The organism is Arthrobacter sp. PvP023 (genome assembly GCF_017832975.1).
Classification (GTDB): domain Bacteria; phylum Actinomycetota; class Actinomycetes; order Actinomycetales; family Micrococcaceae; genus Arthrobacter.
In genome coordinates this window covers 3884410-3909262 of the sequence record NZ_JAFIBI010000001.1, presented here as the reverse complement: position 1 = coordinate 3909262, position 24853 = coordinate 3884410, and the positions used below count along the sequence as shown (strand labels likewise).

At 62.7% G+C, this 24853-nt stretch carries 15 protein-coding genes; 5 read left to right on the top strand and 10 right to left on the bottom strand.

What is annotated here, in order from left to right; translation table 11 throughout:
- Window positions 1-15 precede the first annotated feature (15 nt).
- The 4 genes from JOE31_RS17715 to JOE31_RS17705 form a co-directional block, all read right to left on the bottom strand.
- Entirely contained in the window at window positions 16-681 is a 666-nt protein-coding gene (locus JOE31_RS17715; RefSeq protein WP_209746837.1) for a DUF4391 domain-containing protein, read from the bottom strand.
- Window positions 674-3952 carry a helicase-related protein gene (locus JOE31_RS17710; RefSeq protein WP_209746835.1) on the bottom strand — a complete coding sequence of 1093 codons (3279 nt, stop codon included), beginning with the start codon at window positions 3950-3952 and terminating at the stop codon, window positions 674-676. Before JOE31_RS17710 ends, JOE31_RS17715 begins: the two co-directional genes overlap by 8 nt.
- A gap of 421 nt (window positions 3953-4373) precedes the next feature.
- On the bottom strand, window positions 4374-4550 hold the full coding sequence (locus tag JOE31_RS21875; protein ID WP_307864444.1) for a hypothetical protein: 177 nt from the start codon (window positions 4548-4550) through the stop codon (window positions 4374-4376).
- A 10-nt stretch (window positions 4551-4560) separates the two neighbouring features.
- Window positions 4561-5019: a hypothetical protein gene (locus JOE31_RS17705; protein ID WP_307864443.1), complete on the bottom strand. Its 459-nt coding sequence runs from the start codon at window positions 5017-5019 to the stop codon at window positions 4561-4563.
- A gap of 265 nt (window positions 5020-5284) precedes the next feature.
- Between JOE31_RS17705 and JOE31_RS17700 the strand changes: the two genes are divergently transcribed.
- From JOE31_RS17700 to JOE31_RS17680, 5 genes are all read left to right on the top strand, one after another.
- Window positions 5285-6022, top strand: a complete 738-nt coding sequence (locus tag JOE31_RS17700; protein WP_209746833.1) for a hypothetical protein — start codon at window positions 5285-5287, stop codon at window positions 6020-6022.
- Window positions 6023-6569: 547 nt separating this feature from the next.
- The gene (locus JOE31_RS17695) at window positions 6570-7259 is read left to right on the top strand and encodes a hypothetical protein (RefSeq protein ID WP_209746831.1); all 690 of its coding nucleotides are present in this window, start codon (window positions 6570-6572) and stop codon (window positions 7257-7259) included.
- Window positions 7260-7550: 291 nt separating this feature from the next.
- Window positions 7551-14003 (top strand): DUF3320 domain-containing protein, encoded by a 6453-nt coding sequence (locus tag JOE31_RS17690; RefSeq protein ID WP_209746829.1) that lies wholly within the window; start codon window positions 7551-7553, stop codon window positions 14001-14003.
- 609 nt (window positions 14004-14612) lie between these two features.
- Complete coding sequence (locus tag JOE31_RS17685; RefSeq protein WP_209746827.1) at window positions 14613-15944, top strand: hypothetical protein; 1332 nt, start codon at window positions 14613-14615, stop codon at window positions 15942-15944.
- A 158-nt stretch (window positions 15945-16102) separates the two neighbouring features.
- Complete coding sequence (locus JOE31_RS17680) at window positions 16103-16750, top strand: DUF4230 domain-containing protein (RefSeq protein WP_209746825.1); 648 nt, start codon at window positions 16103-16105, stop codon at window positions 16748-16750.
- Between the two features lie 109 nt (window positions 16751-16859).
- On the opposite strand, the gene JOE31_RS17675 is transcribed toward JOE31_RS17680, so the two are convergent.
- The 6 genes from JOE31_RS17675 to JOE31_RS17650 all read right to left on the bottom strand — a co-directional run bounded on the left by JOE31_RS17675 (window position 16860) and on the right by JOE31_RS17650 (window position 24789).
- A complete protein-coding gene (locus tag JOE31_RS17675; protein ID WP_209746822.1) occupies window positions 16860-18098 on the bottom strand; it encodes a Wadjet anti-phage system protein JetD domain-containing protein in 1239 nt (412 codons plus the stop codon).
- Window positions 18088-21483 (bottom strand): ATP-binding protein, encoded by a 3396-nt coding sequence (locus JOE31_RS17670; RefSeq protein ID WP_209746820.1) that lies wholly within the window; start codon window positions 21481-21483, stop codon window positions 18088-18090. The genes JOE31_RS17675 and JOE31_RS17670 overlap by 11 nt, the downstream gene beginning before the upstream one ends.
- Entirely contained in the window at window positions 21480-22148 is a 669-nt protein-coding gene (locus JOE31_RS17665) for a DUF4194 domain-containing protein (RefSeq protein WP_209746818.1), read from the bottom strand. The genes JOE31_RS17670 and JOE31_RS17665 overlap by 4 nt, the downstream gene beginning before the upstream one ends.
- The gene (locus JOE31_RS17660; protein ID WP_209746816.1) at window positions 22145-23587 is read right to left on the bottom strand and encodes a DUF3375 domain-containing protein; all 1443 of its coding nucleotides are present in this window, start codon (window positions 23585-23587) and stop codon (window positions 22145-22147) included. The genes JOE31_RS17665 and JOE31_RS17660 overlap by 4 nt, the downstream gene beginning before the upstream one ends.
- Before the next feature lie 108 nt (window positions 23588-23695).
- Window positions 23696-23920, bottom strand: coding sequence for a toxin-antitoxin system HicB family antitoxin (locus JOE31_RS21970; RefSeq protein ID WP_209746814.1), 225 nt, complete (start codon window positions 23918-23920; stop codon window positions 23696-23698).
- Window positions 23921-24009: 89 nt separating this feature from the next.
- Window positions 24010-24789: a DeoR/GlpR family DNA-binding transcription regulator gene (locus tag JOE31_RS17650; protein ID WP_209746812.1), complete on the bottom strand. Its 780-nt coding sequence runs from the start codon at window positions 24787-24789 to the stop codon at window positions 24010-24012.
- Between the last annotated feature and the right edge of the window lie 64 nt (window positions 24790-24853).

The following is a 24853-nucleotide window of genomic DNA, read 5'->3' as shown; positions in this document are numbered from 1 at the left end:
AGTTTCTCCAATTGCTTACCTCTGTTGCTCTAGCTCTAATTGCTTTGTCCTGAGGGCCCGGCGCAGTTCGATCTTGCGGTTGAGCTGCTGCTCGGTGCGGATCATGCGTTCCAGGGCCGCGACCTCGCGTTCGAGCTTGCGAACGGATTGAAGTCTGGCCGCCACGTCTGATATTTCCTCGCCCGTCCGCACAGTAACCGGCGTCAGCGGACTCAGAAGCGCAGTATAGAGGGCGGGCAGTGAGATCGCGGTCGGGAGCGGCTGTCGCTCGGAATCCGCGGGCTGCCAGTCGGTTGAGTAGTAGGCGCTGAGTCGGGGGAGTTCGGTACCCATATGCTTGGGCGTCGCGACCATGCGGACGCCTCGATCTTTGTCGTCGCTGCGGGTGATCTCGAAGATGATGGGGAACGGGATGGCCTTGTCGATCGCAGTCAACACCGGTTCGGACACGTCGTCCATTTTAGAGTCGAGTTGGAAGACCTGGACCTCGGGCACCGCAGGACTGCCGGGGAGGTTGACCGTGGCCTCTGCGAGCTTGTAGGCCCAGACGATGCGCTGGACCTCGGTGACAAACTTCTCCCGGACGGCGTTGGTGACGGTGCTGTGCTCGTAGAACTTCTCCTTCGGCACGCGGCTGCCGAACTTCGCCGCAACAGGCCATCGGTACAGCAGATCAGCCATTGGCGGGCACACCCCGGGCGGGGTCGACGACGGCGATAAAAGCGATCAATTCGAAGTCGTCCAGACCCGCGATGGTCTGGGTCAGGGCCGTGGTGTGGCCTCCAGTGAAGAGGCTGTCGATGTCGCGCTCCTCGGTGACGTCGATCATCGAGCGGATCGCATCTGTGAGAAGTTCGGAGTACTTGCCCATCTCGGCTCCCTCACTCGTAGCTGCATTGAAAGCGTGCACGACGTCCGTGACGGGTTCGTCGTAGGGGCGGCAGCCCCCGCGTATGAGGTCGAGCAGATGCTTGGCCTCGGTGTGGTCGGCGATGACGTTCCCCTCGTCGTCGAGGTAGACGAGGTAGTGCGGGTGGAGCCGGTTTCCGCGGTTGATGTTCTCGTCGGTTTTAATGTTCCGCAACACGAAGATCACCCCAGGTTTCAGCCCGTTGGCGGGGTCGGCGGGGATGACGGCGTGGAGACCTTTGGGGGCGGTGGCGAGGTCGCCGTACTCCTTGATGTAGCCGAGCAGGTCCATTCGGAAGTCGTTGAGGCCCAGATCGGTGATGGAGACACCGGCGCGGACGTCCTCCAATTCGATGACCTCGTCCTGGAGCTTGCGGAGCTGTTCTTTGCGGAACGCGGCGTCGGAGTCTTCGAGAGTGAGGACGTTGTCGTTCGCGGTGCCCGCGAGGTCGGCGATGACCATGCGGTTTTCGACGCGTTCTTTGAGGTTGATGTACTCGTCGAGGGAGATGTCGGGCCAGAAGTTCACCAGCTGAATATGAGCGTTGATAGAGCCGATGCGGTCGATACGGCCAAAGCGCTGGATGATTCGGACCGGGTTCCAGTGGATGTCGTAGTTGATCAGGTAATCACAGTCCTGAAGGTTCTGGCCCTCACTGATCACGTCAGTGCCGATGAGCACATCCAGCTCGCGCGTCTCTTTCGGCATGGTCAGGTGACGCTGCTTCGAGCGCGGGGAGAACAGCGCCATCACCTGCTGGAAGTCGAACCCGGTACCCAAGCTCGTCTTAGAGCCGTGGCTTCCGCCCGTAATTACGGCGGCCTCGAGCCCAGCCTTCTGAAGGGTAGGGGCAAGTTCGCGGTAGAGATAGTTGGCGGTGTCAGCAAAAGCGGAGAAAACCAGCACCTTGCGGTTACCCGCATTGATTGGATGTGCGGCCTTGTCGGTGATGAGCTGTTTGAGCCTCTGCAGCTTCAAGTCGTGGGCCGGGACGACCTTGCGCATCTCGTCGAGCAGCTCGCGCAGAGTCTCGCGGTCGTTCCACAGGTCGCGCTGCCAGGACTCGATGTCGAGATCGTCGAGGTCGATCTTGATCTTCTCGCCGAACGAGAGCGCCTCGACGTTCGCGTCGTCTTCGTCATCCACATCAAGGTCGAGACCCGCTAGGTCAGCGCTCACTTCCGTGAGCGGGCCTGCATGGGAGTCAAGGCGCTGCAGGGTCCGGTTTACGGAGCCCTCGATCTTCGCCAGCGTTAGCCGGAATGCATCAACCGAGCTCTCCAGCCGCTTAAGGAGGTTCACGGTCATGAGCTTCTTCAGACCCTGCTCGCGCCCCCGCTGGCCGAGGTTAGAACGGGCGCTGCCTGCAGTGACGTTGTAGAGGTCCTCGTACTTGCTGATCCTGCTAGGAAAAACGTAAGCCAGCGGAGTGTAGACGGCGAGGGTGAGGGCCTGGAGCTGCTCGAAGATGTCATTGAAGCTCGGTGTTTCCACCAGGTCGGTCAGTGGTTCACGGACTGACCTTGGTGCCAGCCTTTCGGGGAATGCACCAATCTCTGTAGTGTCGTAAAACGCTTGGATATGCTTGCGTGATCGAGCGATCGTCACGGAATCGAGGAGTTCGAAGAAGTCGAAGTCGAGCATCTGAAGGATACGCTCGCTTGTGCGGTCCTCCGGGGAGAGCTTGGACCACTCGTTGAAGACGCGTTGGGCGTCGCTGAAGACTTTCTCGACCGATGTCGAGATGTTCAAGTGTTGGGCAAGGTTCTTCGACTCACCCTCGTAGGCGAGCTGCAGTTGATTCTTCAGGTCGTTGAATCGGTTGTTCACCGGGGTCGCCGACAGCATCAGCACCTTGGTCTTCACGCCTTCGCGGATGACCCGCCGCATTAGCCGCTGGTAGCGGGACTCTTTCTCCTCGGCGTAGTCGGCGTTGCGGAAGTTGTGTGACTCGTCGATGACGACCAGGTCGTAGTTGCCCCAGTTGATCCGGTCAAGTCGTAAGCCCAGAGACTCGCCGCCGGTGCGCGAGAGGTCGGTATGGGCGAGGACGTCGTAGTTAAACCGGTCTTCGGCAAAGATGTTAGTCGTGAGATTGGCGTTGTAGTTCGTCCAGTTCTCCGCGAGCTTCTTCGGGCAGAGCACTAGCACGGACTTGTTGCGCAGCTCGTAGTACTTGATCACCGCTAAAGCGGTAAACGTTTTGCCCAGGCCGACGCTGTCGGCGAGGATGCAGCCGTTGTAGGTCTCCAGCTTGTTGATGATCCCCGTCGCCGCGTCGCGCTGGAAGTTGTAGAGACTCTGCCAGACCTTCGTTTCCTGGTAACCGGTGCGGTCGTTCGGCAACACGTCCTCGTTGATCTCATCGAGGAACTCTGCGAACAAGTTGTAGAGAATCAAGAAATATATGCGCGCGGGGGAGTTCTCTTCGTACACGCTGGCGATATGGTCGTAAACCGCCAAGGTGACGTCGTCGAGCTGTTCCGAGTTGTGCCAGATTTGGTCGAACAGCTGGATGTACTGCGCCGTCATCGGGGCCTCGTCGATGCGCTGCACCATGTTCGAGACCGCGTTGCCGCGCTCGTAGCCAAGGTCGGCGGTGGTGAAGCCCTGGAGCGGCATGTACGCGGCTTTGTCGTCGACGACAGCGAACTGCTGCATCGGGTTTCCAGTAGCGTTTGACCGGAAGGTGACCTTGCGGCGCACCCAGTCGGCGCACTCCTTCGCGATTGCTCGCTGGGTGAGCTTGTTCCTGAGCCGAACCTCGAATTCGGAGCCGTGCAGGTTCGACTCAGCTCGACCGTCGGCGGGAATGAAGAACTCGCGCCGCTCTTTGGGGAGTTTGCCGGTGACCTGAGTCGTCAAGAATGATGGCGAAGTGAAAATGAACTCCAGCTCATTGACTTGCTCGAGTTCTTTGCGAAGAGCCTCGAAAGCGAAGATCGAGAAGGTCGAAGCGGCAATGCGCACCTTGGACCCGGATGTGACCTCGGCCTTGAGATCGTCACCTAGCAGGTCGTTGACGTTGTCGATGATCTTCACGAGCCCCCCGGCGGAATCAAGAACCTCTGCTAGTTCAGGGCTCACTCAGCCGAAATTTACCACGTAATGCGGACTAGCATCGGCATGGTCGACGAGGCAGCCGTCATCCGTCAATATAAAGTAGGCCCGCATGGCAGTGTCAACGCGAATACGGCCGCCCGTTTGTCATAGCCCAGATTATGGACCGGTTGTCGCCTAAAGCCAGCTGCAGCTGACGAAACAATAGCGGCGCGCTTCGAAAAGCCCTAATACTGAGGGACTCTACCGCGCCACCAGCCCCGGCATCGCGCCCTGGATCGAGAAGAGGTCTTCGTGGTGACGAGGAGACCGACGTCCTCATGTTGTCGAGGATGCGGAACTCGGCGGGGAGCACGTCCTGGTGATCTTGGATTCACGTCGCGGCTGAAACGTAGCAGAAACTTCAGGCGTTCACGTCCACGCAACTCTCCGGCGACTCCACCGCAACAGCCGGCCGCCGGACAGCCTGCCGGGACGCGCGAACGGGAAAAGCGGCACCCACGGCCATCCCGCCGTCGGGCGTTCCCAGCAAGGCTTCCGCCACCCGGACAGCGCAACGCACCATCCGCAGTGTGTCCATGCTGAGGGTGTTAAGCGGACCGGAGACGTCGAGCACGCCCAACGGCCGGCCCAGCAGCCGGCCCGTGGCCGGGTCCGTGATGGGCGCCGCCGTACAGGCCCACTCGTGGTGTGCGGACTAGGTGCCCGGCGGAGAACAGCTGCACCGGCCGGCCGGTGACCAGCGCCTCGCTGATGGCGTTGGTGCCGATGCCGGCCTCGGACCAGTCCGCCCCTTCGGCGAACTCCAGCCGGTCCGCCCGCCGCATCACGTCCGCGCTGCCCACCCGCCACAGGATCTCGCCGTGGGCGTCGGTCAGCACCAGCAGGTGCCGGCCGGAAGTGGAATCGTCGGCCAGCAGGTCGTGGAGCGCCGGCATGACCTGCTGCAGCCGGTGCTCCCGCCGCTGCTCCAGGACGTCGGCGACGTCGTGCAGGTGCCGCGGGTTGTGCTGATCCGGGCTGATACCCAGGCCATGGAGCGGCGCCACGAATGCGCCAGGCCGGTGGGGCTCTCCGGGCGCGGGACACTGGAAATGACCAGTTCGTGGGCGCGGCGCAGGGCACGCCTCGTCCTGGATCTGGACTCAAGCCCGTCGGGGCAGCCCGCGGAGGTATTGTTGGCGAGGGGGGACCGTACACGGTCAAGTCCTACACCGGTGTTCAGGTTGACCGCGGCGGGCCGCACAGCAGCACGTCACCGGTGTCCGAGTTGACGGTGGAGGCGCCGTCCGGAATTACTGAGGAGCGTGACTGGTGGGCAACGCCAGTGATTGGGCATTGGGGCTCAAGAATATCCATGAGAAACAACTGGACCGTCCCCGCCGTGTACACCGGCTGGGCCGGACCAAAATTCTCTTCACAACCGGCCACGCGGCATGCACGGTGGGCGCAGCGGTCGGGGCAGTGTCGGTCGATGCTCCCGACCTTGTTTTCTGGATTGCAACGGTGGCGGGGTTTTTCGGCGGAAGGTACTTTTACCCGGTGCCCCGCAGCAGTGTCGCGAGCCCCTACGGCGTCAGGGAGTTCGCCAAGAAATCCCCGGCCGACCTGGACTTTATGACCCCGGCGGAGATCCGGGCCTACCAATTCAACGCAGAATTCGCCCAAAAGGGCGTGACACCATTGGCTCTGGGGACCGAGGACGCCCTGGGCCGCCAGCGTGAGGCAGTCCGAACAGCGTCGCAGGCCGCGGGCGTGGACGGCGTGTTGCTGGCGGATTTTTCCCTGGCGGATCTGAAGGAATACGGAAGGACCGCGGACCGCCACGATCTGCTGAAGCGGCGGTGGCTCACCTATGAGGTGGACCCGCAGCTGCAGTTCGACTATCCCGCGATGTCAGATACGTCCCTTCCGGCCACTTCGGCCATGCTCAGGGCCATGCGCGCCGCCGACCACGAGAGAACCGCTGGTAACCCGGGCGAGTACAAGCTCGCGGTGGACAGGTTTTCCCAGGCCTTGGCGGCGGCTGAAGCAGCAGCGGGAGTACCCTGACCACGGAGCCGTCGACGCGGTGACCTGGCTGGCGGCGGGGGAGGGCTGAGCGAGAAGATTCCGGTGGACGCGCATCACGGGCCGGATCCAGCTGGAGGACCTGGTGGAGCACGGCTTCGATACCCTCATCAACCCCAAGGACGCCGCGGTTAAGGGTGCTGGTGCACCCGTAGGTTCTGGTGGGCGGGCATCTGGAAGGACGACGGCGGGAGGCGAGTGCCGCCGTCGTCCCTCCACGCCTGCCCTTGGTCGGACAATCAGGCCAACGTTTGCACGGTCCCAGTGGTTACTTCTCAGCATTAGCGCAGGAACCCGGAAGCATTGCATCAAGACCGGTTTTGCCAGTGGGTTCGCATGAGACGATTCACGCACTACGCGCACGATGCACGATTTGGGGGTCTCCAACAGTGAAGTACAAAAGGTTACTGCCGGCGCTTGCTCATATAGCGCCTACTGAAGTGGCCGCCAGGCACGCGAAGCAACCACGGCACGCCCAGACTGGTGAAAGTCACAGCCGTGGAATCCACATCGAATTCGAAGGACACCGATGACCTTCGACTTCCACTCCGATACCCCGGACGGCAAGGACCCTGACTCCTTCAGCCCCGCCCTACGGAAGTACCACCAGCTGCTGTGGAGCAAGGAGTTGCCCACCGGCCAGCACTTCCACCTGACTATGGAACCCCGCGCGTACCTCGTGCACCGATCCTCGTCCGGTGTTTACTTCCTCGCCAGCGACGCCATCACCACCAGGCTGCGAAAGAAGGCTCGGAACGTCATCCGTGACATACCGGAAGACGACCTACCCAAGTACCGCGGCTACACCCCCGGAAGCACGCTCGTGTTTCCAGGCAACAGGGTCGGCAGAAAACCGACGATCAATGGTGCACGCGGACTCCATCCCAGGATCGCCGATCGCTTCGACCTGACTCTTGAGTGCATCCGCCGCCACTATCTCGGTGAGCCGAGCCCCCTCGCAGCGGTCCTGCTCAGGTATGCGGACTTCTTCGCACTGTTCGGGGATTTCGCCGGGTACGTCAAATTCTTCTTACTGGAAGACCTCGTGGAGGATGACGCCGAGACAATCCGGTTCTTCCACCCGTTCGCCGACTTCAGCACACCAGCCGTTCCGAAGGACCGTGACGAATACCTCGAGTATTTACGGCTTAGCAACGCTTTCATCTCTGCACGCAATCGTAGGATCGACGAAGAACTTCAAGGGCGGATCGCACAGTAAGCCGGAAGTCCACTTGGTCGCAGCCCCACCGGTCCTGCCGAACGGCGTCGTCCGCGGTCAAAGCTCGCTGCGCCGGCCGGACGGCTCTTTCTCCGTGTCCGCAGCGTCGGGAGGGCCGAAAGGGCCGCAAACTATCGGTTCAATTGTTCCGGGCCGTAACTTACCGGTTTTCCGGACCGCTGAGCGGCGCCGGAACCAGCAGACACGCAGGATTGTCAGCGCCGGATGCCATGATTGGTTGCATTGACTGAATGACGGTGCTGATGCCGGTGCCGTAGATGGGGGAATCCGATGAGTCTGTCCAACCGCGAGTACGTGGGCCGGGCCCTTGACGCCTTGGCGGTTGGCCTTGAGCCCTACATCGCAGGAGTGGTCGCTGAGATAGCCCCGGGCGTGGTCTGGACCAAGATCCTTCAGCACAAGGACGAGAACGCCGGACGCGCTGCGCAAACCTACGCCCCCACGGATCTCAGCGTGCAGATGCGCATTATGACCGAATCCATGGGGTCCCTAGGCTACCCCTTCAACCTCCCGCATGATGCGCGCAGCCACACCTCCGAGCTGCGTCAGGCACGCAACCGCTGGGCCCACAATGAGAGCTTCGACGACGCCGATACCTTCCGTGCCCTGGACACCGCCGGTCGGCTGGCCAAAGTGATCGGGCTGGACCAAACTCACAGCGAGTTGGCTGCGCTTCTCACCGAGTACCAGAACCGGTTTTCTCTGAACCGGGAACAATCGGAAGAAGAACAGCAGGCTCTGCCCGCGGCCGTCGCGGAATCCGCCCTCCAGGAGCTAGATTCTTCAGCGGAACCTGGGATTCACGAACCGGCGGCATCCGCTCCTCATGTTGTGGTCGAGGTGACCACTGCAGACGCACTGAGCTACGCGATGGCGCATAACGGCTTCCGCTTCGTCAGGCAGGTCAAGATCACCAACATTGGCGCGGAAATCCGTGGTGCCGTGGTCCAAGTGGAGGCCTCCGCGCAGTCGGGCCGGATCTCCGGCGACTTCCAGCAGTACGTGGACCTAGCCGCAGGTCAAACCATCACGCTCGATGACCTCAACGTTCCAGTTCAGGCCACCACCATGTATGAACTGGCTGACCGGCAGATGGGAAAGGTGCTGGTGACCGTCCAATCGGCGGGCGCCGATGCCGCCGTGGCGGAGCTGGGCCGCGCAGAGACGGACCTGACGCTCCTGCCCGCCCAGTTGTGGATCGCGGGACGGGGACTCGTCTCCTACGAGTTCCTGGCCGCGTATGTCCAACCGCACCATCCCAGCATTGCCAAGCTCATGTCCGAGGCCGCCGACATCCTCATGCAAACAACGGGCAGCGGCAGCTTCGACGGGTACCTGGAAGATGGGGACCGGGTTGATCAGATCGTGTTTGCCATCGCCCAGGCCATGAGCGCCCGTGACATCCGCTACAGCATGCCACCCGCCAGCTGGGGACTGGAAGGCCAGCAGGTACGCACCCCGGCGCAGGTCCTTGACGACCGTCTGGGCACGTGCCTCGACACCACGCTGGTCCTGGCCGCCGCCCTGGAATTCTGCGGCATCAGGCCTCTGCTCTGGCTGGTGGAGGGCCACGCCTTCCTCGGCTACTGGCGCGAGGAAGGCAGCCTCAGCACTGCTGCGTCCGACGACGTGTCCGAGCTGGTCAGCCTTGTACAGCGGGGCTTCATCGGCCTCGTGGAAACCACGCTCCTCACCGGCAGTCAGCCGATCTCGGCGGCCGCACTCCGCAGCAGCCCGCTGAACCGTTATGTGGAAGGCGGCAATGACGAGATCAACGCGGTGACTGACATCCGGCGTGCCCGCCTCGATGGCATCTACCCGCTGCCGGCCCGGACCACGTCCGACGCCGGAACCTACACCGTGGTCAACTACGTCCCGGAAACCAAGACTGCGCCGGCACTGCCCGAGAAGGCAACTTCCAGCGGAGAACCCGCCCGGACCACCTCCAACGTTCCACCCAGAGTGGTTCAGTGGAAGAACGCCCTGCTGGACCTGAGCCTGCGGAACAGGCTCATCAACTTCACTGACACCGCCCGGTTCCCACTCGCGGTGCCCACCGCATGGATGGGCGCCTTCGAGGACCTCATCAGCAAGGGCACGTCCGTCAGCCTGCTACCCTCCAACCAGATCAGTGCCATCCACCAGGAGCGCGGCATCCGGTTCGGCAGGGACCTTCCCCAGGATGAACTCGCCGACCTGCTCAGCTCCAAAAAAGCCGTGTTTGCCGAGGTCAGCGAAGACGGCTACAGCGCCAAGATGCGCGGTCTCGCCTACAAGGCGAAGACCCAGCTGGAGGAAACCGGAGCCAACAACCTCTACCTGGCCATTGGCAGCCTGATGTGGGAGCTGGACGGCCGGGCGCTTCGGTCCCCGCTGGTTCTGGTCCCGGTGAAGCTGACTTCTGCAGGGAAAAACGGTCTGTACCGCGTCACACTCGATGAGACCGGCCAGTCCACGCCGAACTATTGCCTCCTCGAGAAGCTGGCGCAGTCCCATGACCTGCGCATTCCGGGCCTCGCGGAGCCGGAGGAAGATGGATCCGGAATCGATCTGGACGCCGCGTTCGCTGCTGTGCGGGCCGCCGTTTCGGCCAAGGGCCTGGCTTTCCGCGTGGAAAACACCGTGGACCTGTCCATGTTGCAGTTCGCCAAATTCCGCCTGTGGAAGGATCTTGACGAGAACTGGAAGGAATTCACCGCCAACAGCCTGGTCAAACACCTCATCAGCACCCCCACGGAACTATATTCAGACAACGTTCCCGTCACCCCCGACGTCGACCTGGACGCCCTGGCGGCACAATGTCCAATACCAGCGGACTCGTCGCAGTTGGAGGCAGTCGCGTCTGCGGTCGCCGGCCAGACGCTTGTCCTGGAAGGCCCTCCGGGCACTGGAAAGTCACAGACGATCACCAACCTCCTGACCCGAGCCATTGTCGACGGCAAACGGGTCCTGTTCGTCGCCGAGAAGCGGGCAGCACTCGACGTTGTCCAGAAGCGGCTCGACGACGTAGGGATGGGGCCGTTCTCCCTGGACCTGCACGACAAGGGCAGCAAGCCGGCAGTGGTTCGGGCCCAGATCAAACATGCCCTGGAGCTGAGCCTGTCTGCGAACAAGCAGCAGCTTGAGACTGCCTCGACGGATCTTGCATCAGCCCGGCGTGGACTGATCCGCTACGCCAAGAACATCCATGAGGAGAATGGTGCGCAGCTGTCTCTCTACAGCGCGCGAACCAAGGCGCTGACCTATGAACCTGATCATGCGACAGTTCCGCTCAGCCCGGAACTGACAGCGTCCTTGAATGACTCCACCCTCGCCTCCATTCGGCAGGTGTTCAGGGAACTTCCGGAGTTCACCGACCCTGTCCGTCCTGGGCCTAATCACCCGTGGCGGTTTGCCTCCGTTGCCGGCGGTGAGCAGCAGGAGAAGCAGTTGCTGGCTCTGGGACGTCGACTCAACGAGGCCCTGAACGCCTTGCGGCCAACCCCTGGGCTTCCGTCGGTTCTGGACGCAGCGCAGACGCCGGCCGACGTCGGAACTCTCGCCACGCTGTTGCAGGACCGGAACGTTCCGTTGGGGACCCTGGATGTGGTCCGCTCCGGCGACTGGTCGGTTAATGCTGAACAGTTGGACAAGCTGGTTACGGCCTTTGCGTCCGTCCAGCACCCGGGCCTTGAGCACGTAGCGCCGGAGGCCATGGATCTTCCTCTGCCAGAAATCCTCGGCCGTGCGCAGCAGGCCGCAGCTTCCGGGGTCTGGGGACGCAAGAAGCGGTTGCTGGCAGTGGCCGCCGAACTGTACCCCGTGCTTGTTTCCGGAGCTGAAGTCCGCCACAAGGAGCTGGTGCCGCTGCTGGAGAAACTGGTGGCCGTCCAGCACGAAGTCTCTGGCCTGCGGGCAACGAGGGGCTCGCTGCCGGGGCTTCCTGCGGATCAGCAATGGAACCCGCTGATACCGGACGCCCAAGCCGACCTGCGACATCGCATTTCCTGGCTGCGCTGGGCCGCGCAGGCGGTGCAGCCGTCTCCGGAGCCCGCCGTCGTGAGCTTCCAGAGCGAGCTCCGTACGTTCCTGAAGGACGCCCCGGACGTCCACCAGAACGTTGTCGGCTGGCTGCGGGAGCTTTCCCAGGCCTGGGAAGAATTCCTTCAGATCCGGGGCGTGGGTACCGCTGACCTGCGTACGTGGACCGGTGAGCGGGGCTTCCTGGCCCGCTGGTGGGAAACGTCCGTGGCGCGTCGACTGGATACGGCGGGGTCGGTGCCCCTGACGCGGTGGCTCGAGCTGGTCCGCCATGTCGAGCCGCTGCGTACTGCGGGGCTGGTGGACGCCCGTAGTGCCATCCTTGACGGGGAACTGGACGCCGATGACGCCGCGGCAGCCTTTGAACGCGGCTTGGCTGAAGGGTCGCTGGCCGAACGGCGCATCGCTACCGGGTTCAGCGATTTTGACACCATGGTGCATGAGCGCACCATCGAGCGGTTCACCAGCCGAGCGGAAACGGTACGCGAGCTGCTCAAAACGAACCTCGCCGCCGGGGTCCTGCACTCCCGGACGGTCTCGTCGTCGTCGACCTCCGGGCGCATGGGCGAGCTGCAACGGCAACTGACCAGGCAGCGGGGTGGCATGTCCGTCCGCAAACTGATGGAACACTACGCAGACCTCATCACAGGGATCATGCCCTGCACGCTGGTCAGCCCGGATTCGGTGGCGCGGTTCTTCCCTGCCAAGGCCGGGCTGTTCGACATCGTGGTGTTCGACGAAGCCTCACAGATCCGGGTAGCCGACGCGGTGGGTGCCATGGGCCGCGGTGCGTCAGTGGTGGTGGTGGGTGACAGCAAGCAGATGCCGCCGACGTCGTTCGCGGAGATTTCCTCCGACGCGGGCAGCGACGGGGACGCCGAGATCTCGGTGGTGGAGGACATGGAGTCGATCCTTTCCGAATGCGTGGAAGCGCGGGTGCCGCGGCAGTGGCTGTCCTGGCACTACCGGAGCCAGGACGAATCGCTGATTGCTTTCAGCAACCAGCAGTACTACGACAGCAAGCTTTCCTCGTTCCCGGGTCCGTCCCACGGTGCTGCGAATGCGGGTGTCCGCGGACACGGCGTGAACTTCGTCCGGGTTGATGGCCAGTTCCACCGCTCGGGACCATCCAAGGTCCTCCGTACCAATCCTGTGGAGGCTGCCGCGGTGGTCGCCGAGATCCGCCGCAGGTTTGATGCTGATCCCGCAGGAACTCCCTCCGTGGGGGTGGTGACATTCAACCTGCAGCAACGCGCGCTGATCGAAGGTCTGCTGCGTGATACGGAGGAGCCGCGTATCGTCGCTGCCCTTGATGAGGATGCAGAAGGGCTGTTCGTCAAAAACCTTGAGAACGTGCAGGGTGATGAGCGGGACGTCATCCTGTTCTCCACGGGGTTCAGCAAGAATGACAAGGGATATCTGCCGCTGAACTTTGGCCCCTTGAACCGGTCCGGTGGAGAACGGCGCCTCAACGTTGCTGTCACCCGTGCACGCCGACAAGTTATTGTTTTCTCCAGCTTCAACCCGGCCGATCTGCGCTCCGAGGAAACCAGCTCCGTTGGCATCAAGCACCTGCGGTCCTACCTCGATCTGGCCGAGCAGGGCACCGCGGCGCTGCCTTATGACGGGCGTCGCACGGCCAGCATTGACCTGCACCGGGAAGAGATAGCCGACGCGCTGCGGGACCGCGGCTTTGTTGTTTCTTCAGATGTGGGATTGTCCGATTTCAAGGTGGACCTGAGTGTTGCGTCGGCGGAAGATCCTTCGCGCCAGCTGATGGCCATCTTGATGGACGGCCCGGCCTGGGCTGCCCGTCGGACGGCGGGGGACAGGGACGGGCTGCCCCGGGATGTTCTGACGCGGATGATGCGGTGGCCTTCAGTGGAGCGGGTATGGTTGCCGGCGTGGCTGGCGGACAGCGAGGCCGTCCTCGATCGGCTGGAACTGTCTTTGCGGGAAGCTGCCGAGGACGCTTCGGTAGAGGTTGTCGCTGAGCCTGAGACGCGGGTGATCGCCGGCCCGGGAATCCCTGACGAATCTCATCCCACTGATGCGGACGAAAGCCTCACGGACGTCTCGGGGACATGGCCACTTTTCGAGGAGATCCGGAAACCAATTGCCTCGCTGTCGACAGAACGTGTTGACGCCGGAGTTCAGACTTACGAGCCCTGGACCGTCCAAAAATTCGGAACCACAGACGTTCTTGACAGTCTGAACTCACGACGTTCCATTGTAGCCGTCCGAGATGCCATAGGTGTTGTTGTTGCGGCTGAGGGGCCTGTACATCAGGACCGTTTAGCAAAACTGGTATGTGCTGCATTCGGCCTCAACAAAGTCAACGGTTCCCGTGCAAACTCCGTGCTTCGTCTGGTCGATCCGTCGGCTCACGTTATCGACGACGATGGGTTCGTTTGGGATGCCACGGTAGATAGGCGCACTTGGAGCATCTTCCGGCCTAATGGCGATGACATCGTTCGCAAACCGGAGCACATCAGCGTTGTCGAGCTACGGAATGCCATGGTGGATATCGTCAGTGCGACCGGCGGCATTGCTGTAGATGAGCTGCATCGGGAAACGATTCAGACGTTCGGCGGGAAGCGCAGGACTGCAGGCATCACGGCTCGCCTGAATGAGGGGCTGCAGCATGGAGTGGACACTGGACATCTGGAACTGCGCGGCGACACAGTGCGGCTAGTCACTTAGTCAAGAGGACCGGACGCGTACCATGCGGTTTTCCAGATGCTGCAACAGATTTACGAAACTTAATTTCATTTTTTGATCGGAGCTCCAATGTCCCAAGAACCCCTCCTGCTCTTTCTGCACGGCGTCGGAGACGGAAACAGAGACCGTGCCTGGCTGACTGGCCTTGAGGCGGCGTTATCGCGCCTGGGGTATCCGGGCATAAACCCTGAACGCATACTTGCGCCCAGATATGCTCACGCGCTCAGGGACAGTGATGAATCCTTCCCTCTTCCGAAGATCAACGTCAAGCAGCCTGCGAGGGACAAGGTCCGCCAGAATCGCCGGGATTTTGAGCGACGCACAGCTGCGCTGGAGTTTCGGTTAGGAAGACATGACCACGGAACCGGTTGGGGTGGCGCCGAACTAGTGGTTAACGGCGCGGCGAACCTTCCCGGTTTCGCGCAAGTCCGAAAGTACCTCGGTGACGCTGACGTCAGAGCACAGGTTCTGCGGCTAATCCTAAGCAAACTGCCCGCAGCCGGCCGGATAGTAATTGTTGGTCATAGCCTAGGGTCAGTAATTGCTGCAGACCTGATTCAGCGGTTACCAGAAGAGCTCGAGGTGGTCGGCTTGGTCACCATCGGTAGCCCACTAGCGAGTGGCAGATTCAATGTCGACAAACTGCGCGAAAATATGCAGGAGCCACCCACCAACTTGGCTTGGTGGGCAAATTTCTGGAACGTGCTGGACCCAGTAGCGGCCCACAGGGGCCTGTCGTCGGTGTACAACTGGATGCTTGACTTCCGAATTGGAACTGGATTCAACCACCATGTACACGACGCCGAAACGTACCTTTCACACGATGCCGTCGCCGAAGCCGTGGGGTTTGGGCTCTTCGGATCAAAGTCCAAAGAAATCGTCCCCGTGGAGCGAGGTCTCGATATTCCACTGGATGCGTCTGAAATGACCGCCTTGGTGGCACTGCGTTATGCCCATCTGCTCAAGGAACGGCTTGACGGCGAACAGGGTATTCGATTTGCTGGAGCGCTGCGGCAAGTGCAGGCCACAGTCGTCGATGAAATTCGGCAAAGGAATAAGGAAGCGGGGAGGCCGCTGCCCTCTCAAGTTGCAAGGCTGGCCTTCGACGCTTCAGACTCGAATGCGAGCGTCCCTGAGCCCCTGCCGAGCCGTCATCTCACTAAAGAGGACGCAGTAACGCTACTAACAGTTCTGGCATCCGAAAATGTAATCCGGCCGTTTGATATCAATGTAGACCGCGGTAAATGGCCCGGCGCAATGCGGGAGCTCACCTCGGAGATGGGGTTGGGTAGCCAGTACGGTACTCACGTTTTTGAGGCTGCCAAAGAGGCCCAAGATGTCCTCAGTGGAGCGCTCGTTATTGATTGGAAGAAATGGGGAGCACTTGGAGCGGGTGCCGTTGCACTAGTCGTTGCTACCGGCGGCCTGGCCCTGGCTGCGGCACCTGGGGTAGTCGGGGCCGCAGTCATCACGAGTGCCCTGGCCGGATTCGGTCCTGGAGGAATGATTGGTGGACTTCTAACTGCGGGAACGCTGGTGGGTGCGGGTGGTGGTGGCATCGCCTTTAGCCTTGCCAGCCCCGGCACTACAGCCGAAACTGTCGAAGCAGTGATCCAGCGCCGCTTGGCGGCCGCCATACTGCGCAAGCGGCAAAACCTTGAACCCGACTACACGTTGTGGAGCATCCTAACTTCAAATGAGATAACAGTCCGCCGGGAATATGAGCGCCTGGACGAGTTCTCCGATGAGTCATCTCAGGCACTGAAAGAGCTGAAGAAGAAGCTTGAAACAATTGGAAGGGCAATGAAGTACTTGTCCGAGAACGGCCTTGAGCCGAAGCTGGTTGAGGGTCTAGCGGAAGATGCAGAGGAACTGGCGGAGAGCCAGGACACTGCTGAACACCAGCCCTCACCGCTTCGCTAGGCGCTTTGCATACGGCAGTCAGGAACGCTCGGCTGTAGCCGCATGTCCGGGGCCGGGTGGCGCGTCATAAGCGGCCAGCTCTTGCTTTTCTACATGCGGTCACACCTCGGAATTCTGAGGGCCTCTCATCGTCGAACGAAACTGGAGACTCAATACTCATGAACTTCTTCAAAGCAATAACCAACTTTTTCAAAGTGCGTGTTCCGCTTTGGCTTGTTTTGCTGATCATAGTGCTGCTTGGTGCGGGATCGGGCGCTGTATTCGCATCCGGTGCACTCAACGCGCTCGCACTCAGTTCGCTGTTCACCAGCAGCTCGCACGAACGCGATTCGCAGGTGATTCAGTCAGTTACACGCTTGGAAGAGGTCGCGCTGCTCAGCCTTCACATCGAGGGTATCTCGAAGCACGAAAGCAATGGAGAGATTTTCGGTGTGGCCGTACCCGCGAGCGAGAAAACGACCCTGATCCAGTACAAGTTCGACGCGAAATTAGGCATCGACGGATCACGGGTGACGATCGAGCCCACCGGCTCAGAGTCGTTTCGGGTAACTATCCCTCAATTTATTGGCATCGGCTTCGACAAGCCCACGTTCGAGGACCCCCTCGAAAGCAGCAACGCGCTTGGCTGGCTGGCAGCGCCAGCCGTTGAAACTCGCATGATGAACAACATCCTCAGTGACGAGAACAAGCAGAAGTACATCTCCCAAAACGAAGCAGCGCTGAAGGAGCAGGCCAAGGTTTTCTACTCCGGACTCATTGCAAACGTTGATCCTGAAGTCACCATCGACTTTGAGTTCGCAGGATAGGTGCCGGCACTCTGCATGAAGAGCAGCCGTCGTCGGCTTAACAGCGAACACCTCCGAGCACGTCGCAGCGTTTAATCCCGGATACAGGATAGGGCGCGTGGGATAAGACTCAAGCCCCCAGCTGTTTGAGCGCCCAGCGCCAATTGATAAGTTCCTGCTCCAGACGAATATTCGAGCCATAGAAGCTGTTCCCCAGCGATTCGTATAGCGCCGTTTCTGCCGCCGTCAGCCTCGCGAGCGCCGCCCGCGAGGGCGATTCTTCCCTGCCCCAAGCATCCCTGTGTGCAAGCAGGGTTCGCTCATCCATCAGCACACTCTCCACGTGCGGATGGACCGCCCGGAGCTGGTCGAGGATCCGGAAGCCGTGGGTGTCAATGTCGCCCCAGTAGAGGACCTGGCAGCCCCGGAGCCAGGCGGCGTCCCGCAGGGAAGAGAATCCGTACCCGCCCCCATAAAGTGCCAGCGTCCCCGGGCGGTCCGGAAGTGCCAGGAAATTCACCTGGTTTTCCGTTGCAATGACGGTATCCACCGGCAGCCGCAACCTGCTGAACGCTTCGGCTGTCAATGTGATGTCCCGGGCCCCACCGAACTGGTCAATTTCAGGATCCAACAGACGAAACCTTACTAACTCCGGAGGGTGCAGGAACCCGTGCCGACGCGCGAATCTCGCCGCAGGTGTCCGTCCCGCGCTGTCCTCGAGCCCCGCATCATTGCCCGGGGACTCCAGCTCGTCGTCACCTGCGGACATTTCCTGGTCACGGGTGGAAGACTCGACGGAGGCCAGCATTTGGTCAATAACCTGCCGGTGCCGCTCGATGAACTTCGTGTGCACGCCGGGCAGGCCTAACTGGCGGACGTAGATAGCCGGCGCTGGGTTGTCCCGCAGCCACAACGCTACGCGCGCTGCAGTCAAGGCAGCCGGCCCCAGTTCGAGAAGCTTCATCGGCCGCCTCGCTGCCCAGTCAACCAGCTGGGGATCCATTCCGCCCAGGCCCTCGGTCAGAGACCGGAACACGCCGGCCTCCCGCGTCTTCCCAACAAAGCCGATCTCGTCCTCAACAGTGGCAAAGACAGCCGTGGCGGGAAGGGAATTGGCCCCCGCAGTCCGGCGCCCGGTCTCCACGGTCTCCAATGAGTAGGCACCTGCCCCGGAAAATAGCTCACTGGCCCACGCACGGGCCGCAGCGTAGTCACTGAGGAGGGCCGCCGCCGTCGGACGCTTCAACGAACGACGCCGGGGGTACAGTCCGGTGGGTTCCAGAAGCTCGCGGAGAAGGGAACCGCTGCTCCACGCCTTCAGCGAAAGGACCCTCAGGCCCGCCAGCGTGGTCCAGGACTCAGCCGGCATGCCGCTCCTTCTCCTCGCGGTACTCCTGGATGGTCATGTTGCGCAGCTGCGAATCGTCGCCGTTGGTGTTCGCCACGAACCCCACGTGCGAGACGAACGGCTCGATCACGTGGATTTTCTGCAGGGGAGTGACGATGAGCAGCTGCAGTTTCATCCGCTGGAACAGCTCCAGCCCGTACCGGGCGGACTCGTCCGAGCCCCGGCCGAACGCCTCGTCAATCACCACGAACCGGAAACTCCTGCCGCTGCCGGCATTCCGGCCCGCCCCCTTGCCGGACCCCAGCCCGAACTGGAACGCCAGGGCCGCCGCCAGGATGGTGTACGCCAGCTTCTCCTTCTGCCCGCCGGACTTGCCGCCGGAATCCGTGAAGTGCTCGTACTCCTCGCCAGTCTCCGTCCATTTCTCCGACGCCGAGAACGTGAACCAGTTCCGCACATCGGTCACCTTCGCCGTCCACTTCCGGTCGAGGTCCGTCAGTCCTTCGCGGCCCCGGAACCGGTCGATCAGCCGCTCCACCTGCAGGTACTTCTGCTCGGAGTACTGGTCCGTCTCACCGATGGTCCCCTCCGAACACGCCCGCAGGTCGCTGCCGAACTCGCGCACGTCCTGGTCCGACGTGGCCTGGTGCTCCAGCTGGATGTGCCGGGCTGTGTTGTACGGAATACCCGACAGCGACTGGTTGATCTCCCCGATCCGGTCCATGATGTTCTGCCGCCGGCTGTCCAGGAACGCGTTGAACGCCACCACCTCGCGGATGGTGTTCTGGTTCAGCAGGTCCTTGAACTGATTCTCGAACCGTGGCAGGTCGTTGCCCACCAGCTGCTCGAGCATCCGGTTGTAGTCCGCCGCGGCCTCCAGCGAGGCATCGACATCGGTGGTTTCGTTCGGGTACTTGTTGCGGAAGTCCGCCATCTGCCGGACCGTGCTCTCCGCTGCCCGGGCGATCCGCTTTGACAGCGCGTCGATGGTGTCCGTCAGCCCGTTCCGCACGGCGCTTTCCACGGTGGCCGTGTTCTTGTAAGTGAGCGTCTTGTCCCCGAGCGCCTCGTCGGCGAGGCGTCCGACGGCGGCCAGCACCCCGGCGTCGTCCGTCACCGGCGATTCACCCAGGACGGCCCGGCACTCCTCGATTGTCTCGGCGATGTCCCGGGCGTCCTTCTCGTTGGCGCCCAGCCGCTCCCGAAGCTTGCCCGCCTTGTCCTCCAGCCGCTCCAGCCCGTCCGTGACCTGCTGTTGCTTGGCCATGAGCTGCTGCAGGACGTCGCTGGTGGTTTCCAGGGCCCGCTTCTCCGCCTTCAGGTCCTCAATGCTGCGGGCCGTGGCCTGCCAGCTGATTTCGCCGAATTCAATGACGGAGCGTACGATGCCGAGCTGCTGGTTGTGCCGGCCCAGCGCCCCCAGCTTTTGGTTGATGCGGTCCAGCTGCCCGGCCACGACCTTCAGCGTGCCCTGCACCTCGTCCCGTTCGGCGCGGAACCCGGCGATCTTGTCGTGGTTGTCCCAGCCCAGAACGTAGTTGCGCCGGTCCGCCAGGTCCTTGCGGTCGTCCTTCTCATGCCGGCCCCGGCCGCCCTTGAGCTGGCCGTTGGCCGTCAGCGCCTTGGGGTAGCGGCGGAAGTCGGCCAGGTTGTCGCAGCAGAAGAAATCGAACCGGCTGCTGAGCTCATCCTGCAGGAAGTTCCGGAACGGCGTGCCCTGCTTGATGGCGATCTTCGCCGCCAGCGTCCCCGGCTCGGCGGCCCTGGGCGCGTAGGACTCACCGATTCGCAGATACACCAGCCGGCCGCGCAGGTTGTTCGCGTCCACCCAGCTGCTGACCGCGGCGTAGTGCTCCGCGGGCACCATGAGCGAGAGGGCGAACCCGTGGAGGGTCCGTTCCGCGGCGCCCTCCCATGCTGCCTCGCCGTCGCGGATCTTGAGCAGTTCGCCGGCGAACGGAAGTTCGCTGTCCGCTATACCGGTTCCTTCGCAGAGCCTGCCGCGGATATCTAGCTGGGGGAGGGGGATGAGGTTGCGCCGGGCCTGCAGGCTGGTGAGCTCGGCCTTGAGCTCCGCTGACCTGGCCGAGCGTTCAGCCTGCTGCATGGACAGCGTGGTGCGTTGTTCGTGCAATACGTTGGACCGGTCCGTCAACTCCTGTTCCACCGTGGCGAGCCTGGCCCGGTTCGCGTCAAAGCGGACACGGTCCCCCGGGGCCTGCAGGCCAAGCTCCGCTGCTGCATCCGAGTAGGCCTCGAACCGCTGCCGCTGCTCGGCGGACTTGACGGCCAAAGCGGCCAGCTCGGCGTCGATCGCTGTGAGCCGTCCACCGCCATTCGTTCTGATGTCCTCTTCCACCCCGGCCAGATCCCGGCGCAGCTGCTTGACCTCGCCGTTCAGCCGGGCCGAGTCCTCCCTGAGCCGGACGCCCGTCTGCTCCAGCTCCGTTTGGTGTTCCAGGCTCAGCTGCAGCTTCCGGTCCGTGAACCAGGGGTGCAGCTGGCCACGCTGTTTCCGGGCCAGGTCGTCGTCCGCGGTCAGCCCGGCGTGCAGCGCGGCGCCGTCCTTGATGGGTGTGAGCAGGGCGATCTGGTCCTTGGCGCGGAGGACGGCGTCGTGGGCTTTCTTCAGGTCGTCGAAATGGTGGATCAGGTTGGTGATCCGGGTGGCGACGTCGTCCTCCTCCAGCATGTTGCTGCGCACGAACGAGGTGATGTTCTCCACCTGCTTCATGGACACCGTGCGGTGGAAGAGCTCCATGGCCTGGTTGCCGCTGATCCCGAACTGGCGCTTGAACGCGGCCGCGTAGGGGTCGAAGGTGTCATGGACCGATGCCCCGGCGGCGCGGAGCTTCTTCTTCAGCTTCAGCGGGTCTTGGCCGAAGTTGCTGAAGTCCGCAGCGATGGACTGGTCCGCCTCCGCGAGCGAGTAGAAGCGGTTGGGCTGCCCCGCCTCCTGCGTGGCCCACAGCGTAATCCCCAGGCTGACCCACTTGCCGAGCACCGCGTTGTGGAACACGCCCAGCACCACGGTCAGCTGTCCGGTACGACGCAAAGGCACCGGCTTGGAGTACTCCCCGCCGGCGCTCCGGGCGCTCTTGTGGAAGCCCCGGACGTACGACATCAGGGAGCGTTCCTTCTTCTGCGCCCCTGCGGCCTTGTTGTATTCGATTTTGTGAGCCGGCAGCAGCAGCGTGGTGATCGCATCCACCACGGTGGACTTGCCCGAACCGATGTCGCCGGTGAGCAGGCTGTTCGCCCCGTCCAGCCGGAACGTGCGCACCCCCTGGTGGAAGGTACCCCAGTTCAGCAGCTCCAGGCGGTGCAGCCGGAAACCCGGGGGAGTGCCGGCGTCTGCTGCGGTGTCGTCTAGGCTGAACAGGCTCTCCTGCAGGTCCGCCGTCATTGGTCATCCCCGTTCCCGCGCCCGGACGTCGCCTCCGCAGTAGGCGGCGCTGTGCTGGGCGGCTCACCGGCGAGCGTCGCCCGGTAGTCAGCCAGCCGCGCGTCGAACTCTTCCAGCCACTGCGCGTCCACATACGCCTTCAGGATCCGTGCCACCTCGTAGGTGTCCGCCTGCCCCTTGAGCTTTCGCAGGAAACCGAGCTCCACGACCTTCTTCATGTCGGCCCCAAGCCGGTCCAGGACGCGGGCCTCGTTGCTGGATTCCGGCAGGAACACCGACACCATGTCCGCGATCTCCTGTCCGGTCATGATGAGCCGGACCTCGCTGCTGTTGATGTCGAACTCCATCATGCGACGGCGGAGCAGTGCCAGCAGCAGGCTGACGTTGAAGGTGAGGGTGCGGCGGGCGATCAGCCGGGGGAGTGTGCCTTCCGGATCATCCTTGGACCGCAGGAACGCGTAACCCTCGGATTCGTCCAGGACCAGCTCCAGGCCCAGCACCGAGACGTAGTCGCGCACGTGCGAGGTCAGTCCGAGCAGCGACTGCCACAGCTTCTCATCGTTCTCCGCGTACAGTACGCCCTTGAAGAGCCGGGTGACGACGGCGGGAAGCTCCTCCGGCGTGCGGGTTTCCGTCTCAGCTGTGGCTGGGGTGGCGGGGTTCATGCCGGCCTTCCGAAGATGATCTGTTCGATGGTGGCTTCGCGGATGGTGCCGTCCGGCAGCTGCCAGGTCAGGTGTTCGGACTGCTCGGGGTTGATAGTGGCCCAGTCCGATTCGGTGGCCAGCTGGTAGTAAGCCACTACCTCCGCCAGGCCCTGGGAGAGCGGGTACGCGTCCGTGACGTCGGCGAGGGTGGCCTGCTCCGCCTCGGCCAGGACGGCGTCGATGTTGGCCCGCAGGCGTTCCTTGTCAACGAAGAACTGGCCGAACAGGGCCGAGGCGTCCACGTCGGCGTCGTCGGCCGTTTCAACGGAGTCGTTCACCAGCACTTTCCGGCTGGGCTCATAGAGGGGCCGCTCAAAGGGCAGCACCACGTCCACGGACGGCGCTTCAATCTCCATGAAAGCGCCCGACGGCGGTGCCTCCCGCGTGCCCAACGCACCGGATTCGATGCTGCGGATCAGCTGCATGATGCGCTTGTTCTCAAGGAACACCTTGTCGTCCAAGAGCCGCCGCATTTGCTGGGAAAGCTGCCGGACGGTGGCCTGGGTCTGTTCGACGGCGGGCAGCCAGTCCTGGTGGAGGTTGGCCACCGCATGCAGGCTGTCGTTTTTGGCCAGGGCCTCGATCCGGGTGGCGCGCTGGAGCAGGTCCTGCAGCTCGGTGCGGAGCTGGGGCGACATCAGATAGTCCCAGAAACCTTGGAAAGTGCGGCCCTGGAGGGAGCTGCTGATGTCCTGCTGGTTGTCGAAAATCGATTCCAGCAGATCACCCTGGGTGCCGTCCCAGGTGGCGATCTGCTCGCGCACCTGCCGGTCGAGCTTGCGGAAGTTCTGCTCCACCTCACGGAAATCGGAGAGTAAGTCCTTGGCCAGTGCTGTGAGCTGCTGGAGGTGGTCCAGCGCTTCCGGCCCGGTCATGACGCGGATGTTGCCGTCCCGGATCCGCTGCATCTCGGCGTCGATCCCGTCCCTCTGGCGCTGCAGCTCGGCGAGCCGCACCTCCGGGTCCGTCTCGGACTGCCGCACCAGTTGCTTCAGCACCGCGAAGATGCTGGTCAGGCGGGACTGAGTGGCCACGAAGTCCCGCCCGCGCAGATTCTCCACCCAGCGGACCACGTCCTCGGCTGCCGCCGTGAGGTCGTAGTGGGGTTCGTCCTCGCCCGGGACGTAGTACTTCCTCAACCACTGGCGTTCGTTGGAGGCCCAGTCATCGAGGTACTCTCCCGCAGGCCGGGGGAACCTGTCCTCGCCCTCGCTGTCCCGGAGACCGAACAGCACATCATCCAGGACATCGATCAGCTCCTGCCGGCCCAGGTTGCGCTGGTTGGGTCCCGTGAACGCGGCCATGAAAAACGTCAGGGCCAGGGGCGCATTCTGGGCGCGGAGGAGTGACCAGCCTGCATGGTTTTCCCGCAGGGAATTGATGGCGTAGAAGTCCATTGGGATCCCGTTTTTGGTGCGTCACGTCGTCGAGATCACTCTAAGTGATGGCTACGACATTCTTTACCAGCGCTGGAAGGACCATGCTTTTCTCCCGGACCATGGCTGCTAGCCCCTCAGAAGTGACCCGCCAAGCGCTCGGTCAGATACCTGTTGAGTGATACGCCCTGTTCCTTTTGCGCAAATGGCGAGATGCCGGTGAGTCTCCGGAGAAACCCGAACTCGAAGGTTTCCGCTGAACTTTTGCTCGGAAAGTGGAACGGGAACTTCCTCGCCGTTTTGGATCACAGATCGATTGCCTTTGTCCACCGCCCAGACGCCCGCGGCGTCCATCTTCTCGAAGGGCTGATCCCTGGAGACTGTGAATCAGACCGGACTGTCCAACTGGGGGAGCATTCGGGCTGCTTGCTCGGCTGAAAGGCTCAACCGACGGGCGAAACCTCAGCCACCTCTACCTGTACCCCAGCCTCCCTAAACTTCGCCACCTGCCCCGGATCAGCGCCGTCGTCCGTCACCAAAGTCCACGGCAGCGCCAAACGCGCCCACGCATGGAACGGCCGCAGGCCAAGTTTGGATGAGTCCGCCAGCACATACACAAGATTCCCGCGCCGGGCCATCAGCTCCTTGAGCCGGGTCTGGGCGTGGTCGGCCTCGCAGATGCCGTCCTCGGCGGTGACGGCGTCGGCGCCCAGGAACACGCGGTCAAAGCTCATCCGTTCCAGCGCCGCCTCGGCCAGGGGGCCTACAAAACTCTGCGAAAGGCTCCGCAGCCGGCCGCCCAGGCAGTCCACCTCGATGCCCTCCGAATCGGCCAGCTCCTGCATGGTGTTGATGCCCGGCGTGGTCACGGACAGCTTTTCGAAGCCCCGCAGCTCATGCGCCAGCGCACCCACGGTGGAGCCGGCGTCCAGCAGGATGTTCTCCCCGGGCCGGATCACGGACGCCGCCCAGCGGGCAATCGCGTGCTTCTGCTCAAACGCCTCGCCCGTGCGCTGCCGCAGCGACGCCTCCGGGTGCGCGCCCAAGGCCATCGCACCGCCGTAGGTCCGCGCCAGCCGGCCCTGCCCGTTCAGCAGCGCCAGGTCCCGACGGATGGTGGAGGCCGTCACCTCGAACCGGGCCGACAGTTCCTCCACGGAGGCCAGGCCGGTGGTGACGGCGAGGTGGTAGATCTCCTCGCGCCTGGCATTTGCGCTCAGCATTCCCGGTCTCCTTCGCGTGGGCGTGGTTACCATGCTAGTTCCGGCCCCCAACAAAACCCTGTTG